Source organism: Kitasatospora sp. NPDC001527 (assembly GCF_040298605.1).
In the GTDB taxonomy this organism is placed as follows: Bacteria; Actinomycetota; Actinomycetes; order Streptomycetales; family Streptomycetaceae; genus Kitasatospora.
In genome coordinates this window covers 236,025-251,484 of sequence record NZ_JBEPAM010000007.1, presented here as the reverse complement: position 1 = coordinate 251,484, position 15,460 = coordinate 236,025, and the positions used below count along the sequence as shown (strand labels likewise).

Here is a 15,460-nt window from a genome sequence, read left to right as displayed (position 1 = left end):
GGATCAGGAAGTCGGCCGGTCCGACTTCCTGATCCGCGCGACCGGTCCGGAGCACGCGCGCCACCATGGCGGTGATGTCCCGAAGGCGCCCGTCACCGGGCCCCCTGCGCCGACAGGTGCGCGGACGCAGCCCGCGAGGGAAGCGTCCGTCAGCGCCATGCCCTCGCCGTCGATCTCGCGGCCGCGCAGGTGCCGCGGGAACGGCGCTCGCAGGTGTTCCTCCCACAGCCGCGCCGGCGGGTCCGGGTCCGGCTCGTGCTTGCCCGCGGTCACGCCCGGGCTCCGGGCGGGGCACCGGGGCAACGGGCGTCAGACGGACGTCCCGGGAGGGGCGGCGCGGAGGCGTTCCCAGAGGCGGACCAGATGCGTGAGCAGGGCGCCCTCGGCCTCCTCGGCGGTCAGGTGTCCGATGAGCACGTGGCTGGTCAGGCCGTCGGTGAGGGCGAGCAGGGCCCGGGCCTCGCGCCGCGGATCGGGCGGCGCGGCGTCACCGCCGGCGCGGCCGCTCTCGCAGGCCTCCGCGATGAGGCGGCCGAGGAGGTCCTGGAGAGCCGCGTAACTGGTCCTGAGCTGGGCGGCGAGCGGCTCGCTGACGGCGGCCTGCGCGACGAACGCGAGCCACACCCGCGCCTCGGCGCGGTGCTCTTCGCGGAGCAGGGCGATCTCGGTGGCCGCGTGCCCCAGGGCGGACGCGGCCGACTGGGCCGGGCTGCCGCCCAGGCGGGCCCGGACCCGTTCGGTGATGCGCTCGCCGACGTGCTCGACGGCGAACAGCAGCATCTCCTCCTTGGTGCGGAAGCACCGCTGGACGGCGCCCAGGGAGACCTCCGCGCGGGTGGCGACGTCGCGCATGGTCACCCCCTCGGGTCCGTGGTCGTCGACGAGGAGGCAGACGGCCTCGGCGATCCGCCGGCGTCGGCTCTCGTAGTCCACCTGCTTGGGCATGGTCGGGCTCCTCCTTATTCCGATACAAGCGTATCGGTTCTGGGCTATGGTTCCGACACGAGCACTCCGGCGCAGGACAGGAACGGGGAGGACACGATCGTGCGCGACACCCTATGGACGATGACCGCCGCAGCCCAGGCGGAGGCGGTCCGGAACGGAGACGTCTCGGCCGTCGAGCTGGTCGACAGCCACCTGGACCGCATCGCCGACGTCAACCCGCGGGTCAACGCGGTCACCCAGCTGATGGCCGAGCGCGCCCGCGAAGCCGCGGCGCGGACGGATGCGCGCCGGGCCGCGGGCGAGGAGCTGGGGCCGCTGGCCGGGGTGACGTTCACCGTCAAGGAGACCACCGCCGTCGAAGGCGTGCCGACCACGATGGGACTCCCGCGCTTCCGCGAGCTGGTGGCGACGGCCGACGCGCCCCCGGTGGCCCGGCTGCGCGCCGCCGGAGCCATACCGATCGGGCACAGCAACATGCCCACCCTGATCCTGGCCGGGATGCACACCCGCAGCGAGCTCTTCGGCGACACCGTCAACCCGTGGGACCGGAGCCGGACCCCGGGAGGCTCCAGCGGCGGCGACGCGGTGGCCGTCGCCACCGGCATGGCCGCGCTCGGGCTCGGCAACGACTCCGGCGGGTCCGTCCGCGTCCCGGCCTCGTTCTGCGGCGTGGCGGCCCTGAACCCCACCACCGGGCGGTTCCCCGCCGACCACCGCATTCCCGGCGCGGACGACCCGGGACCGGCCACGCAGATGCTGGTCAAGGACGGGCCCCTGGCCCGCGGCATCGCCGACCTGCGGCTGGCCTACGAGGCCCTGGCCGGGACCGACCCGCGGGACCCGCGGGCCGTGCCGGTGCCCGTCCGGGGTGAGCCGCTGCCGGGACCGGTGAAGGTCGCGGTCGTCACCGACCCCGGCGGCCACGGCGTCCACCCCACGGTCCGCGGTGCCGTCGCGACCGCGGCCGAAGCACTGCGGGACGCCGGGTACGACGTGCGGGAGGTGGCGGACGTGCCGCGGCTGGACGACGCGCTGGAGGCGTACCACCGGATCGTGGCGACCGAGTTCGCCCCGACCTGGCCGGTGGTGCGGACCCTGCTCGGCGAGGGCGGAGACCGCTTCATCGAGATGACGATGGAGAAGACCCCGCCCGTGACCGCGGCGGAGTTCATGAAGCTGATGGGGGTGTGGCTGGGCATCCGCCGCTCCTGGGCGGAGTTCCTCGACGAGTACCCGCTGCTGCTCGGGCCGTCGTTCACCGAGCCGCCCGTCGAGCCGGGGCTGGAGTCGCGCGACCGGGCAGGACGGGAGCGGGTCGGCTCGGGCATGCGCCTGTGCACGGTGACCAGCTTCGTGGGCGTACCCGGGGTCGCCGTACCCACCGGAGTGACCGACGGCCTGCCGACCGGCGTGCAGATCGTCGGGCGCGCGTTCCGGGAGGACCTGTGCCTGGACGCCGCCCAGGAGGTCGAGGACCGCCTCGGCGTGTTCACCCCGATCGACCCCCGCCCCGGCTCCTGATCACCGACCCGTCGGGGTGTCGTCGGCCGGGCGGCAGAGGTTGAGGCTGTAGGCGGCCCGGCACTCCGTCTGCGCCGGGACGACGCCCGTGCCGCGGACGCCCTGGAAGAGGCTGACCAGGACGACGGCGGCCAGCGCCGCCTTGACGGTGCCGGTCAGCGCGCCGGTGAACTTCGCGGCGTGGAACCGGCGGTAGGCGTACGCGAGGCCGGCGAGGGCGGCGACGAGGGCGGAGAAGCTGAAGTAGTCGTAGGCGACGATCCGGCCGTTCTCGCGGACCAGGCTCTCGCTCTTGAAGTCCAGCAGCACGGGCGCGATCGCCACGACGGCGGCCGCCAGGCCGACTCTGACGGCGAGGCTGCGCCCACGGATGTACTCGAACACGGTTTCCCCCCATGATCGTTCGGTTGCAGGGAGGACGCTACAGTTCGATCTTCCGGTTCCGGCGTCGGGGTTGTGGAGGATGCGATGGGAAGACCGCGGATACGTCTCGGCGACGATGTCGCGTGGGTCGAACTGGCCGAGGTCGAGGAGGAGAGCTGGCGCGTCACCGCGGACTGGTCCTCCCGCCTGACGGCCGACTTCACCGCGTACCTCACCACCGAGGAGGTCGCGGACTTCGCGGCGCGGATGCTCGCTCTGCTGCGCACGCCTTCGGGTGAGGACTTCGCGGAGCGGGTGACGCCCGGTCGCAACAATCCGCTGACGCTGCGGGGCGAGCCCGTCGAGGACGGCTACGCCTTCGCCGTGCGCCTCACTCCCCACGGGGACGACGCCGTGTGCCAGTTGCAGCTGGAGGTGGACCCCGTGGGCAACGCGGACCTGTGCGAGCTGTTCGAGGAGCTGCGGGCGTCCCTCGCCGTCGGGCGGTAGCGCGTCCGCGGAAAATGGCGGGCCCACCGGGCCGGTCAGGGGCAGAATCGGCCCCATGGCGGACATGGAAGCGTTCCGGGATGCGGTCACCGCGTGGGCGGCGGGCGGGCCCGGTGGGCCGGCGGGCGAGGCGGCCGGGCAGGTCGGGGTGCGGACGGCGGTGCTGGTGGAGGGGCCGAGCGACCTCGCCGCCGTCGAGACACTGGCCGCCCGGCGGGGCCGGGACCTGGCCGCCGAGGGGGTGTGCGTGGTCTCCATGGGCGGGGCGATGAACGTCGCCCGGTACGCGAGCCTGCTCGGGCCGCCCGGGCTGGGGCTGCGGCTGACCGGGCTCTGCGACGAGAACGAACGCGGCTTCTACGAGCGCGGGTTGGCACGGGCCGGGGCGCCGGAGGACGGCTTCTTCGTGTGCGTGGCGGACCTGGAGGAGGAGCTGATCCGCGCGCTGGGCGTGGCACGGGTGGAGGAGATCGTCCGGGCGGAGGGGGAGCTCCCGGCCTGGCAGACCTTCGTCCGCCAGCCCGCGCACCAGGGCGGGGTGGCGGAACGGCAGCTGCGGCGGTTCATGGGGACGAAGTCGGGGCGGAAGATCCGCTACGGGCAGCTGCTGGTGGAGGCGCTGGAGCACGAGCCGGCGCCGCTGCGCGATCTGCTGGCGGCGCTGGCTCAGGAAGGCCTGCGGCGGTAGAGGGCGACGTCGTTGTTCGAGCTGACGACGAGGTCGCCGTCGGCGGTGAAGCATACGGCGCATGGCCCCTCGATGACGATCTCGGCGAGGAGTGACCGGCGGTCCAGGTCCCACAGCCGCACCCGGTGGTCGAGGCCACCGGTCACCATCACCGAACGCCCGTCGACCAGAGCACAGTTCATCCCCATCACAGCAGCCGCGTGAACGAAGATCGGCTCGCCCAGCGCCCGGCCAGTGTCCAGGTCCCGCAGCCGAACCATGCCGGTGTAGTCGCCACTTGCCACCGCCGGACGCCCCTCAACCACCCCGAGCGCCACCGCCACGGCGTCACCGAGGGAACCCGTGAGAGGCTTGCCGATTCTGCGGCCAGTGATCAGGTCATTCACCCGCACAAGTCCGGAAAGGTCACCGATCACCATCGATAGACGGTCCTCGACCATCCCACACGCCACCGCAGACGCGGAGTCAATATGACTGACGAGGGGCTCGCCAAGCTCTCGGCCAGTCTCCAGGTCCCGCATCCGAACCATGCCGGTGTCGTCGCCACTCACCACCACCACCGGGCGCCCCTCAACCACCCCAAACGCCAACTTGATATCGCGACCGGAACCGGCGCGTGGCGGACCGAGCTGTCGCCCCGTGGCCAGGTCCCGCACTCTGATCGATCCACCCCGGCTACCACTGATCACCACCGGACGACCTCCGGCCTCCGCACACCCCACCGCTACGACGTCGTGAGTGTGACCGGTCAAAGGTTGGCCCAGATTCCGGCGCTCGGTCAGATCCCAAACCCTGACCGTCCCGTCCCAGCTGCTGCTGACCAACATCGCTTCGCCGTCAAGTTCGACGCACACGACTGCGGTCACGCGACTGTTGTGGCCCATGAGAGGCCGGACGATCTCCTGGCCGGTAGCCGGATCCCACACCTGAACCGTACCTCCCGATCCACCACTCACGACCACCGCGCCACCGTCCAGCTCCGCATACACCACCGTGTCGACCATCTCGTCATGACCGGTGAACGGTCCGCCGATCAGCTGACCGGTAGCCAGGTTCCACATCCGAACCGTCTTGTCCGCGCTACCACTGACCACCACCGAGATACCGTCAACTACTGTGCAATACAGCGCAGTCACCGCATTGTCATGGCAGCCGAAAGGTCCGCCAACCAGCTGGCCGGTAGCCAGGTCAAGAACCACGATCGACCCGTCCATGCCACCGCGGACCACCACCGCCCTGCCACCGAGCACGGCGCATGCCAACGCGCCCACCTCGCCCGAACAGCCGGTGAAAGGACCCCCAACCGCCACACCGGTAGCCAGATCAAGCGCCACCACCGACCCGTCTGTACCGCCGCAGACCACCACCGCCCTGCCACCGAGCACGGCGCATGCCAACGCGCCCACCCTGCCCGAATAGCCGGTGAAAGGACCCCCAACCGCCACACCGGTAGCCAAGTCCCACACCCGCACGGTCTTGTCCATACCGCCACTCACCGCCACCTGATGGCCGTCCATCAGTGCGCAGGACAACGCGGTCACCGCCCCGTCGTGACCGGCGAGAGGACGGCCCACCGGCTGGCCGGTCGCCAGATCCCACAGGCGGACCAAAGCGTCCCCGCCGCCGCTGGCCACCACCGGACGCCCGTCGACCACCGCACACGCCACCGCGAACACGCTGTCCTCGTGGCCGGAGAAGGTGCCGCGGAGGGAGGGGTCGAATCCGCTGCCGGTGGCCCAGACCGGAGCCCACTCGCCGGGCGGGATGCGGCTGACGAGTTCTCCGTGCAGATCCTCGGCGCCGGCTCTGGCGGCGTCGAGGGCCAGGATCCGGCGGCGTTCGTCCGGTGCTGCCTCCCGATGGAGGTGGATGCCGGTCCGGTAGACCGCCGCCGTCAGCCGGGCCGGGTCGGCGCGGGCGTGGTGGAGGTGGGGGGCGAGGCCTGCCGGGGTGGCGTGGACGAGGTAGTCGGTGTCGGCGAGGGCCTCGTCCAACAGGCCCGCCCGGGCGGCGTGGTGGGCGAGGTGGTGGAGGGCGTACGGATGGGCGCGGGACCAGTCGCGGGTGCCGTCGGTGCGGTAGGGGACGCGGGCGGTCAGGACGCGGGCGTAGGCGGCGTGGACGGCCTCCGGGGCGGTGCCGTCGCGCAGGTGCTCGGCCATCGCCTCGTGGTACAGCCGGTACGCGGAGCGGCCGTACTCGGTCGCCTCGACGACGTACGAGCCCGCCTCGCGGCGCAGCCACAGCAGGTCCTCGTCGGTGTACCGCCGCCCGGAGACCGTCGAGGCGAGCGGGGCCCAGACGTCCTCCCACGGCAGGCCCTGGCCCTGGGCGTACGCCAGGGGGCGCAGCAGGTCGGTGGCGCGCCGGGCGTCGTCGCCGAGGCGGCGGTGGAGGTCCTCGCGCATGGCGTCGCCCGCGTGGCGGGGCAGCGAGGCGCGCCAGCCCTGGCTCCAGGGGTTCGGGATGTCGGGGGCGGCGGCGAGGGTGCCGGCGGTGATGCGGGCGATGAGGAAGGAGTGGCCCGCCGCCTCGGCGACGGCCTCGGCGACCGGGCGCAGGTAGCCGGGGTCGTGGAGGTAGGGCGAGCCGGGGTGGGCTTCGAGCAGGTTGCGGGCGGCGTAGACGGCGAGCGCCTCGGGGTCGGCGTAGCGGGGGCTGTCGAGGTCGAGGACCTGGTCGGCGGCCGTGCCGAGGCGGGGCAACAGGTACGGTCGGGTGCCCAGCAGCAGGCGCAGGCGGCCGCGGGCGTGCTCGATCAGCGGCCGCAGGACGGTGCCGCAGAGGGTGTCGGGCGTGGCGGCCTCGTCGAGGGCGTCGACGAGGACGGTGAGCGGGCGGGGGCGGCCTTCCAGGGCTTCGAGGAGCTTGCCGACGGAGTCGGCCCGGATCCGCGCCGCGGCGCACAGCGCGTCCAGCACGTCGGCGTCGGTGAGGCGTTGGGCGTAGACGGCGGCGTCGACGGCGCCGACGGCCACGAGGTCCGGCGGCAGGCCGAGGGCGTCGAAGGGGACGGTGCGGCGGCGTTCGGGGTGGGCGAGGGCGGCGACCAGGCCGAGGACGGCGGTCTTGCCGGAGCCGGGGGCGGCGGTGACCACCCGGCAGGCGGACGGATCGTCGCCGGCCGGGGTCTTCAGCCAGGCGGCGAGGTCGCCGAGGGCGGTGTGCCGGCCGCTGAACCACCACGCGGCGGCGTCCGCCCGGCTGTGGTAGCCCATGGCGCGGACCAGCAGCCGGGAGGTGAACTCGGTCTCGCGGCGCCGGTCCTGTTCGGCGAAGGCGGCGACCTGCTGCTGGGCGAGGTCGACCTCGTTGAGGCGGGTGTCGTGGCGGGGGTTGGGGAAGAACGCGGGCGGTTCGCCGTCCAGGCCCACCATGGCGAGCCCGATGCGCTGGTGGCCGGGGCGGTCCGCGGAGTTGTTCATGTGCTGCACCACCGCGTTCACGGACAGCGTGCCGGGGCCGTGCCCGGCGACCGACAGGTCGGTGACGGCGTCGGTGAGCAGCTGCGGGAACCGGCCCGCCACGGCCGGCTGGTGCGGCTGGGCGGAGGAGAGGACGATCAGGCCGGAGCCGGTGCTGCGGCCCCAGGTGGCGCCGAGGCGTTCCAGGGCGGCGGCGGCCAGCTGGTTGCCGCCCTGGCCGACGTAGCAGGCGTCCAGCAGCAGCATCACCCGCCGGGTCCGGGTGCCGCGCAGCATGGCCCGGGTGAGTTCGGCGGTCGGCAGGGCGGTGAAGGTGAGGTCGTCGGGGTCGGTGTCGGCGGTGAGCAGGACGTGTTCCTCGCCGTCGTCGAGGATCTCGCCGTGGCAGGAGAGGTAGACGGTCAGCAGGTCGTCCTCGCGGCGCTCGGGCGAGGTGCAGAACGCGCGCAGGGCGGCGGCCAGTTGGAGTTTGGTGGGGTTGAGCGGGACGGAGTCGTGGTGGTGGTAGCCGAGCGTGCCGGTGAAGAGCTCGACGACGCTCTCGCGGGCCCGGACGAGGCCGGGGCGGTTCCAGTCGCGGTTCTTCGGGTAGTCGGCGACGACGGCGGCGATCAGGTACCGGCGCGGGCCCGGCCCGTCGTTCACGCCAGGCCCTCGGCGATCGCGCGGCCGCACAGTTCGTCGGTCAGGTACGAGGTGGCGTCGTGGGCGTGCGTGCCGTTGGACAGCAGGGCCGAGCGGACCCGGGTGCCGAAGACCGGGCGCAGGTCCTTCACGAGGGCCACCACGTCGCCGGTGCCGGCCAGGTTGGTCCAGGTCAGGGCGTCCCCGCCCGGCCACTCCCCGAGCGGCTTCCCGCACGTCCAGACCGGGTCGGGGCGGAGGCGGTCGAAGACCAGGTTGCGGATGCCCAGCGGCGAGCCGATCGTCACCAGCGCCCGGACGCCGTGGCCGGGCAGGGCGCAGAGCGCCTCGTAGGCGACCACGGAGCCGAGCGAGTGCGCCACCACCACGCGGGTGTCCGGGCCGATCCGCGCCATGACCCGGGCGCGCACCCGCTCGCGGGTGGGCTCGTCGGTCAGGTAGGCGCGGACCTGCTTGAGGTCCGCCACGACCAGGCGCAGCGCGACGTCCGCGAAGAAGCGGGAGCCGGACAGCGCCCGCAGCGCGGCCTGCACGGACCGGGGCGTCGCCACCAGTGTGTCGTCCGCGTCGGGCGGCGCCACCTCGGGGTCGCGCTGCGCGGCCTCCCGCCACCAGGCGGCGAGCAGTTCCTGTTCGAAGCCGCCGTCGACGTCGCGGGCGGTGTACGGCGGGTCGCCGGCGGCGAGCAACTGCCCGGGCGGGCGGAAGAGGTCGCCGTAGAAGCCGATCGCGACGTCCGGTTCCGTCAGCAGTCCCTCGGGGGCGCCGGCCCGGCGCAGTCCGTCGCTCAGCGCGGGCCACCACACGGAGCGCAGCCGGTCCTCGCCCTGGACCTGCTGTCCCATCCCGTGCACGCACACCACCCGGGCCACTGCCCCACCCCCAGCCGTGAAGGGCCGCAACCGGCCCTGAGGGCTCCACACCTACCAGCCCGCGGCGGCTCCCGGGGGCGGAATCCCGACACCGGGCGGGGTGCGTCAGGGGCGCGCGGGTCAGAACTCGACGGCGTCCAGGTGGTAGGTGGTGTCGACCAGGAAGCCGCCGGCCTCGGCCTTGACGGAGAGCACGTACTGGCCGGGCGTCAGCGGGTCGAGGGCGCACCACAGGCCCCAGGCGACGCGCGGGATGCCGGTGGCGAGGAAGCGCCGGGAGGCGAACTCGTGCACCCTGAGCGGGACGCCGTTGAGCGTCGCCTCGGCCTGGGAGTGCTCGACGCGCCAGGGGGCGGAGGAGAGGCCGAGGGCGATGCGCTGGGTGTTGAAGACCGGGAAGAAGACCGGCTTCCCGGCGGCGATCGGGCAGCGGCGCACGACGCGTCCGCCGTAGGTGCCGGCGAGGAACCAGACGTCGGAGGGCTGGCGCCAGCCGGCGAACTCGCCGGTGGTGTCGGCGACCGGGCTGCGCTCCATCGGGGCGGACAGCGCCCACTTCCACCAGCGTGCCGCGAGCTGCGCGCCCCGGCGGGGATCCACGGTGTCGGCACCGGTCTCGGGGGAGACGGCCTCGCCCACGTCAGCTCCTTCGGGTCCACGCGCGCACCGCGAATCGGTTCGCGCAGTGACCCTATCCGGTGGCGGCCGGGCCCTCCCGGGCGGGAGGGCCCGGGGTCTCAGGCCTCCAGGCGGCGGACGACGATCTCGTACTGGTCGACCGCGCCGTCCCAGCGGACGACCACGGTGCCGCCCTCGGACGGGTCGTCGGTGTACTCCTCCTCGTCCTCCTCCTCGCCGGCCTCGCCGGCCTCGCCGGCCGGGGTGACCGGGGTGACCGGGGTGACCGGGGTGACCGGGGTGACCGGGACGAGGGCGAGGTCGTGCGACTCCTGGTCGCAGAAGGCCACCAGGAAGTCCCGCAGCGCCGGGTCGGCCACGCCGGCGGCCAGCTCGTGGGCCTCCTCGTCCAGCTCGTCCCCGGCGTCGCCGACACCGGCCGGCAGCAGCTCGGGCGAGGTGACGGCGGTCAGGCCGGTGGCGGCGAGCAGGGCGTCGAGCAGGGTCTCGCCCGCGGAGGCCAGCCGGGCCCGCCAGAGGGTCCACAGGCCCGCGGGCAGCTCGGGCGAGGCGAGGTCGACGCCGTGGCGCCCGGCGATCCGCCCGAGGTCCGCCCCCGGCAGCGCCCCGCCCCACGGCCCGTCCTCGGACTCCTCCACGGCGGCGGCGAGATCGGCGGCGAAGGGCGCGAGTTGCCCGGACAGTCCCCGCGGGTCGACGTGGAACAGCGAGCGGCTCGCGTCGAAGACCAGCTCCGTCTCGTCGAGGTCACCGGGCGGGGTGAGCAGCAGGTGGGCGGTGGTGACCCTCTCCTCCCCCGCGAGCGCGGCCCGGCCCACCCACACCGGGTCCCGCTCCAGCTCGCTCTCGGCGAGGAAGTTGCCGCTGTAGTAGGCCCCGTAGCGGGCCTCCCCGTCGTACTCGGCGAGCGGCCGGCCGAGCACCTCCCCGAAGCCCTGGGCGAGAACCGCCTCCCACTCCCCGGACCGGACGGCGGGCGTGCTGTCGTCAAGCGTCATGCCGGGAGTACAGCACGCCCAACCGACAACCCCCGCCCCTGGGTTGGCCCGCCGGGCAGGGGGATCCGGTCAGCCGGTGGCGCGGACGTAGATGTCGGCGGCGCCGGGGAGGCCGCCGGGGTCGGGGGCGACGTAGATGCGGCGGGCGCGGGGCGGGGTGGGGGTGACGGTGGGCTCGGCGGTGGGGGCGGGGATGGGGGTCGGGGTGGGACTCGGGGTGGGCGAGGGTGAGGGCGAGGGGGTTTCCTCCGGCGGGGGCGCGGGGTCGGACGTGGGGTCGGGGTCGGCTTCGGTGGCCGGGGTGAGGTGCTCGGTGGGCTCCTCGTCGACCGCCTCGGCCTCCGGCTCGGGTTCCACGGTGGCGGTGGGCGTGTCGTCGGGGGTGGCGGAGGGGGACGCGGTCGGTGACGGGGTCGACGGGGTCGACGGGGTCGACGGCAGGCTCGGCGACGGCGAAAGCGACGGCGACGGCGAGGCCGCGGGGTCGGGCACGCCGACCTCCCGCGCCTGGGCCGGCTCGTCGCCGCCCAGGGCCTCCGCGAGGTCGGCCGGCAGCGGGGCGAGGGCCCCGGGGGCGGCCAGGTCGTAGGTGCGCAGGAAGTCCCCGATGCCGACCTCGCGGCCGCCGGCCAGCCGGTAGTGCAGGTAGGCGACGGCCAGGCCGTCCGAGGTGTGCGTGTAGACGGCGCCGACCGGGACGTAGTAGCGGCCGGCCCCCGGGTGCTGGGACGGGTGGAGGCCCGCCAGCAGCTCGGCGCGGTCGCGGTCGGTCTCGATGGCGCCGCGGCCGACCGTGAGCGCGTTGACGCCCCGGACGGCCAGGGCGGCCAGCACCGACACGAAGATCACCAGGCCGATCGCGACCGTGCGGCGCAGCACGGGCCTGCCGTGCAGCGCCGGCCACGAGTCGTCGGGCACGCGTTCCGGCGACAGCCCGCGGTCGGGCCCTCGTTGACTCACTGTTCCTGCTCCCCCGGTCAGTTCTCGTGGCGGCCCGGCGCCGGGCGGCCACTCATAGTGCTCGACGTGGACCCTACGCGCGAAGTTCCGCCCGGGACCACCCGGCCCGAGTGGCCAGGGAACGCCGGGGCCTCAGCCCAGGAACGCCGGGGCGACCGCCGCGTCGAGCAGCCGCCGCGCGGAGCCGGAGCCGTCGGCGGGGACGGTCCACAGGTCGGCGCCGAAGTCGCCGGGCATGGCGTACAGCAGGGTGCGGTCGTCGGACCAGACGGCCTGGTCGTCGATGCTGCGCTGTTCGGCGGTGGCGGTCTCGGCCAGGGTGGCGAGGTCCAGGACGTACAGCCGCCAGGGGGCGTCCTCGGAGGCGCCGGGGACGCGCTTCTTGTAGGCGACCCGGGTGCCGTCCGGGGAGAGCGAGGGGCACTCGACGTTCTGGTGGAGCGTGGTGAGGGTGCGGGCGGCGAGGTCGCCGCGGACCAGGTGGGTCTGGCCGCCGGTGGCGAGGGTGGCGTAGAAGGCGTTGTCGTCGACGAAGGTCACGCCCCAGATGTTGACGTCGGGCGAGCGGTACGGCCTGCCGTCCTTGATCACGTCGAACTCCTCCAGGTTCTCCCGGAGGTTCCAGTCCCGGACGTCGACGATCGAGGTGCGGGTGGAGAAGGCGGTGCCCGCGTAGGAGTCGCCGCTGACGAAGACGGTCCAGGCGGCGAGGTGGCCGGAGGGCGAGACCCGGGAGCGGGTGGGGATGCCGGCGGCCGGGAAGGAGCGCAGCTCGCGCAGGTGCTCGTCGAGGACGACGGCCCGGTAGGTGTCCTGGAGCGGGCCCCGGTCGGCCTGCAGGCAGATGCCGGTGGCGGCGGCGGCGTGGAAGCGCAGGCACTGGACGCCGGAGGAGGTGCGCGGGCCGTCGGGGTGGTCGGCGGGGACGGTGACGACCTCGTCGCGGTGCGGGCCCCAGGCCATGTTGCGGAAGAGCAGCTGCCGGGCGGCGGGGGCCTTGAGGGTGACCTCGCCGGGGGTGACGACGGGGCCGCCGGCCTGGACGCGGTCGCGTTCGGCGGAGCGGTCGGCGGCCCACAGCACGGCGCCGGTGCCGACCGCGCCGAGCAGCACGACGGCGACCAGCAGGATCAGCACCCGGGCGCGGTTGCGGAGGGGGACGGTGGTCACGGGGACACCTCGGGGTCGGCGGTCGGGGACGTGGGCTCGCGCAGCACGAACGCCGCCCCGGTGACGCAGCCGGCCAGCGCCAGCGCCGACCAGGTCAGCGCGGTGGTGGCGCCGACGGCGCTCCACAGCGCGCCGAACGCGAGCGAGCAGGCGAACCGGGCGAGCGCCTGCCCGGTGCCGACCAGGGCGAGCCCGGCGCCGCGCCGCGCGGCGGGGACGGTGTCGGCCGCGGCGGCGGCGAGCACGCCGTCGGTGGAGGCGTAGAAGGCGCCGTGCAGCACCAGCACGCAGACCACCACCGGCAGGCCGTCCAGCGGGGAGAGCAGCAGCCCGTAGGCGAGCAGCAGGAGGCCGTGGCCGGCCAGGAACAGCCGGCGGCGGCCGATCCGGTCGGCGAGCGCGCCGAGCGGGACGGCGAGCAGCAGGAAGGCGCCGGCGGTGCCGAGCGGGAGCAGCGGGAAGTACTCGGTGGCGAGGCCGAGCCGGCGCTGCACGAGCAGGTAGAGGAAGGAGTCGCTGACGGTGGTGAGGCCGAGCAGCACGGCGCAGACGGTGAGCCGGCGCAGCCCGGGGACGCGCAGCAGGGCGAGCCCGTCACGCGGGCGGGGCTGCCCTTCCGGCGGTTCGCCGGCCGGGAGGCGGTTCGGCACGAACAGCAGCAGGACGAGCACGCCGAGCACCGCGACGCACGCGCTGACCGCGAACACCGCGCGGTAGCCCTGCTGTTGGCCGCCGTCGGCGAGCAGCGGCCCGCCGGCCATCCGCAGCACCAGGAAGGCGGTGAGCGGTCCGAGCAGCGCGCCGGCCGTGTCCATCGCCCGGTGCACGCCGAACGCCCTTCCGCGGTGGGCGGGTTCGGTGGCGAGCGAGATCATCGCGTCGCGCGGGGCGGTGCGCAGCCCCTTGCCGGTGCGGTCGGCGGCCAGCACCGCGCCGATCAGCGGCACGGTGTGGACGAGCAGCAGCAGCGGTTTGCAGAGCGCCGACAGGCCGTAGCCGACGGCGGCGACGGCCTTGTGCCGGGGCGCGCCGTCGCGCCCGCGCCGGTCGGCGAGGTGGCCGCCGGCCAGCCGGACGACGGCGCTGAAGCCGTTCTGGATGCCGTCGAGCAGGCCGAAGCCGAGCGGGGACAGGCCGAGGCCGGTGAGCAGGTAGAGCGGCAGGACGGCGCTGACCATCTCGGAGGAGACGTCGGTGACCAGGCTGACCACGCCCAGGACCACCACGGTGCCGGGAACGGCCGCCCGTGCGGCCCGGTCGGCGGTGGCGCCGTCGGCGGCCTCCCGCCGCCCCGGCCGGGTGGCGGCCGGGGCGGCGGGGGCCTTGGAGCTGCGGGAGTCCGCGACGTACACGGGCGTCAGTTCCAGATGCCGGTGATGGTGGCGGCGGTGGCGGCGTTGCCCGCGTGGGTGGTCAGGCCCGCGAGGTCCTCCAGCGTGCGCAGCACGTTGTAGTGGTTGTAGGTGGTGGCGGTGGTGGAGCCCGGGGTGACGTGGGCGCCGTAGAACACGGTGGGGATGCGGTTGCCGGAGAGGCGGTTGTCCTCGTCGAAGGTCACGACCAGGATGCTGTTGTTGTTCCTGGCCCAGGCGGCGTAGGCGCCGAGCTTGTTCTGGATCCAGCTGTCGCCGGTGGAGACCGAGCAGTCGTGCATGTCGTTGCAGAGGTCAGGGACGACGAAGGAGACCTTCGGCAGGCTCGCGAAGTTCGTCGGGAACTGCGTCATGGTGAACGCGGTGTTGGTCGGCACGTTGCCGAAGCCGAACCACGGGTTGTGCTTCTGCGCGTACTTGCCGCTGGAGCAGACGGTCGAACCCTGGCTCGGCAGGCCCTCGTTGTAGCTGCCCCAGGTCTTGCCGGCGGCGATCAGCTCGGAGGCGAGGTTCGGCTTGTTGATCGAGCCGACCGGCACGCAGCTGTCGTCGGTGCGGCCCTGGTTGGAGCCGGAGAACAGCTGGTAGTAGTTGGGCTCGCTGGGGTGGGTGAGCCCGAACGACTGGGTGAGGGTGGCGCCGCCGGCCTTCAGCGTGTTGTTGATGTACGGCGCGCCGGAGCTGCCGATCACCTGGCTGTAGGCGTGGTTCTCCATGACGACGACGACCACGTGGTCCGGGGTCGGCAGCGCGGCGGCCTGCGCGGTGGTGCCGGTGGCGGCCCAGAGGCCGAGCGAGCCGGCGACCAGGGCCAGGCCGGCGGCGGAGGCGGTGAGGGTGCGGCGGCGGGGGCGGCGCGGGGCGGCGCCCCCGGCAACGGGGGTCGTGGCGCTCATGTCAACAGTCTCCGGGGTTTCGGGCATGGTGTCCTCCGTACGTCGGGGCGGCCGGGTCGGGGAGGGGCCCGGCCGGGTGGGGAACTGCCGGGTGGGGAGAGGACCGCCGATCGGTGGGCCGGCGGTTTCGGAGCGCCGCAAACAGTAGGAGCGGCGCGGTGGCGCGGACCTCGGCGGTGACATGAAGAAACGGCGAACAGCGGTCGCCGGCCGAGGATCGCCCCCGGACGTACGTCACAACCGTCACGATTGACCCGTCCGTCACGGGCGTGGTGGGATTTCGGCGGCCCCCGGCACCCGGGACCGGCCTGACCTGGGCGTTCCGGCCGGCCGGAACGGCGGGTTTCGGCCGCCGCGGACGGGCTCCGGCCCGCGGCGGCCGGCGGGCGGCCCTCGCAGGTGTCGGGCGGGTGGCGCGGAGGAACGGGACGTGAGCAGGGCGTGAGCGCGGCGTG

General features: G+C 74.3%; 14 protein-coding genes. 3 read left to right on the top strand and 11 right to left on the bottom strand.

Going from position 1 to position 15,460, the window contains the following annotated elements:
* Positions 1 to 3: 3 nt before the first annotated feature.
* Together ABT238_RS10470 and ABT238_RS10465 are read right to left on the bottom strand one after the other, a co-directional pair.
* Positions 4 to 273, bottom strand: coding sequence for a hypothetical protein (locus tag ABT238_RS10470; protein WP_350756472.1), 270 nt, complete (start codon positions 271 to 273; stop codon positions 4 to 6).
* 36 nt (positions 274 to 309) lie between these two features.
* Positions 310 to 945, bottom strand: coding sequence for a TetR/AcrR family transcriptional regulator (locus ABT238_RS10465; RefSeq protein ID WP_350756470.1), 636 nt, complete (start codon positions 943 to 945; stop codon positions 310 to 312).
* 99 nt (positions 946 to 1,044) lie between these two features.
* Between ABT238_RS10465 and ABT238_RS10460 the strand changes: the two genes are divergently transcribed.
* Positions 1,045 to 2,466: an amidase gene (locus tag ABT238_RS10460; protein WP_350756468.1), complete on the top strand. Its 1,422-nt coding sequence runs from the start codon at positions 1,045 to 1,047 to the stop codon at positions 2,464 to 2,466.
* On the opposite strand, the gene ABT238_RS10455 is transcribed toward ABT238_RS10460, so the two are convergent.
* On the bottom strand, positions 2,467 to 2,850 hold the full coding sequence (locus tag ABT238_RS10455; protein ID WP_350569612.1) for a hypothetical protein: 384 nt from the start codon (positions 2,848 to 2,850) through the stop codon (positions 2,467 to 2,469).
* Between the two features lie 84 nt (positions 2,851 to 2,934).
* Here ABT238_RS10455 and ABT238_RS10450 point away from each other — a divergent pair, with 84 nt between their 5' ends.
* Positions 2,935 to 3,339: a hypothetical protein gene (locus ABT238_RS10450; RefSeq protein ID WP_350569611.1), complete on the top strand. Its 405-nt coding sequence runs from the start codon at positions 2,935 to 2,937 to the stop codon at positions 3,337 to 3,339.
* Positions 3,340 to 3,394: 55 nt separating this feature from the next.
* Positions 3,395 to 4,027 (top strand): TOPRIM nucleotidyl transferase/hydrolase domain-containing protein, encoded by a 633-nt coding sequence (locus ABT238_RS10445; protein ID WP_350756466.1) that lies wholly within the window; start codon positions 3,395 to 3,397, stop codon positions 4,025 to 4,027.
* Here the strand turns inward: ABT238_RS10445 and ABT238_RS10440 are convergent.
* The 8 genes from ABT238_RS10440 to ABT238_RS10405 form a co-directional block, all read right to left on the bottom strand.
* On the bottom strand, positions 4,006 to 8,097 hold the full coding sequence (locus ABT238_RS10440; RefSeq protein WP_350756464.1) for a WD40 repeat domain-containing protein: 4,092 nt from the start codon (positions 8,095 to 8,097) through the stop codon (positions 4,006 to 4,008). The genes ABT238_RS10445 and ABT238_RS10440 overlap by 22 nt on opposite strands.
* Positions 8,094 to 8,942, bottom strand: a complete 849-nt coding sequence (locus ABT238_RS10435; RefSeq protein WP_350756462.1) for a hypothetical protein — start codon at positions 8,940 to 8,942, stop codon at positions 8,094 to 8,096. Before ABT238_RS10435 ends, ABT238_RS10440 begins: the two co-directional genes overlap by 4 nt.
* 147 nt (positions 8,943 to 9,089) lie before the next feature.
* Positions 9,090 to 9,608 carry a hypothetical protein gene (locus ABT238_RS10430; protein ID WP_350569605.1) on the bottom strand — a complete coding sequence of 173 codons (519 nt, stop codon included), beginning with the start codon at positions 9,606 to 9,608 and terminating at the stop codon, positions 9,090 to 9,092.
* 98 nt (positions 9,609 to 9,706) lie between these two features.
* Positions 9,707 to 10,606 (bottom strand): hypothetical protein, encoded by a 900-nt coding sequence (locus tag ABT238_RS10425; RefSeq protein WP_350756460.1) that lies wholly within the window; start codon positions 10,604 to 10,606, stop codon positions 9,707 to 9,709.
* Positions 10,607 to 10,675: 69 nt separating this feature from the next.
* On the bottom strand, positions 10,676 to 11,524 hold the full coding sequence (locus tag ABT238_RS10420; protein ID WP_350569602.1) for a hypothetical protein: 849 nt from the start codon (positions 11,522 to 11,524) through the stop codon (positions 10,676 to 10,678).
* A 174-nt stretch (positions 11,525 to 11,698) separates the two neighbouring features.
* The gene (locus tag ABT238_RS10415; RefSeq protein ID WP_350756458.1) at positions 11,699 to 12,736 is read right to left on the bottom strand and encodes a TolB family protein; all 1,038 of its coding nucleotides are present in this window, start codon (positions 12,734 to 12,736) and stop codon (positions 11,699 to 11,701) included.
* The gene (locus ABT238_RS10410) at positions 12,733 to 14,088 is read right to left on the bottom strand and encodes an MFS transporter (protein ID WP_350756456.1); all 1,356 of its coding nucleotides are present in this window, start codon (positions 14,086 to 14,088) and stop codon (positions 12,733 to 12,735) included. The genes ABT238_RS10415 and ABT238_RS10410 overlap by 4 nt, the downstream gene beginning before the upstream one ends.
* Positions 14,089 to 14,093: 5 nt before the next feature.
* Positions 14,094 to 15,005, bottom strand: a complete 912-nt coding sequence (locus ABT238_RS10405; RefSeq protein WP_350569596.1) for an alkaline phosphatase family protein — start codon at positions 15,003 to 15,005, stop codon at positions 14,094 to 14,096.
* Positions 15,006 to 15,460 lie beyond the last annotated feature (455 nt).

Bases quoted from the DNA above. Each gene is read 5' to 3' on its own strand.
- ABT238_RS10465 (WP_350756470.1), bottom strand. From the start codon at position 945: ATGCCCAAGCAGGTGGACTACGAGAGCCGACGCCGGCGGATCGCCGAG.
- ABT238_RS10450 (WP_350569611.1), top strand. From the start codon at position 2,935: ATGGGAAGACCGCGGATACGTCTCGGCGACGATGTCGCGTGGGTCGAA.
- ABT238_RS10445 (WP_350756466.1), top strand. From the start codon at position 3,395: ATGGCGGACATGGAAGCGTTCCGGGATGCGGTCACCGCGTGGGCGGCG.
- ABT238_RS10435 (WP_350756462.1), bottom strand. From the start codon at position 8,942: ATGGGACAGCAGGTCCAGGGCGAGGACCGGCTGCGCTCCGTGTGGTGG.
- ABT238_RS10425 (WP_350756460.1), bottom strand. From the start codon at position 10,606: ATGACGCTTGACGACAGCACGCCCGCCGTCCGGTCCGGGGAGTGGGAG.
- ABT238_RS10405 (WP_350569596.1), bottom strand. From the start codon at position 15,005: ATGAGCGCCACGACCCCCGTTGCCGGGGGCGCCGCCCCGCGCCGCCCC.